The sequence below is a fragment of the Acidovorax sp. KPB24-07 genome, assembly GCF_057543315.1.
In genome coordinates, this window is the sequence record NZ_BAAJYS010000956.1 from 1 (window position 1) to 561 (window position 561).

General features: G+C 69.3%; 1 protein-coding gene. It reads right to left on the reverse strand.

All coding sequences use genetic code 11. The annotated features are described in order from the left end of the window. Positions 1-561 (reverse strand): RHS repeat domain-containing protein (locus AC27IQ_RS26875; RefSeq protein WP_487091525.1); only part of this gene is annotated, 561 nt, incomplete at both ends.

Sequence of the window (561 nt, forward strand, 5' to 3'; positions counted from 1 at the left end):
CGCTCGACCTCGCGGTGCAAGGAATCGCGTTCCATGTCGGCGATGACCTGGTGCGCGCCTTCCTGTCCGGGCAGCGCGATGTTGATCTGGTGCAGATGGCCGGAGCCATAGAACAGCCAGTTCAGCGTGCGCCCATCGGGCAGCAGCGTCTGCGTGCGGTTGCCCAGCGGGTCGTAGCTGTGAACGAGCGAGCGCGACAGGCCTTGAGGCGATGCCGCAGCGCGCCCCAGCCGCGCTGGCAGGCCGGGGCCACCCTGGCCGATGAGCGTCTGCGTCTCGCTCAGGAGCTGCCCCACGGGGTCGTAGGCGAAGGCCAGGTGGGCCGCGCCATTGTTCGCCTGGGTCAGCCGGCCCAGCGCGTCGTAGCGGTAGGTGGTCTCCTCGGGCGTGCCTTCGTGTCCCTGGGCACGCTTGGCCAGCAGCCGGCCCAGCGCATCGCGCTCGAAGCGCGTTACCTTGCCCGGCCCGGCATCGGTTCCGCCGGCTTCGATCAGGTGGGTCAGTTCGCTGGCGGCGTTATAGACATAGCGCTGCCAGCGACCGTCGAAGCCGATCTCGTCG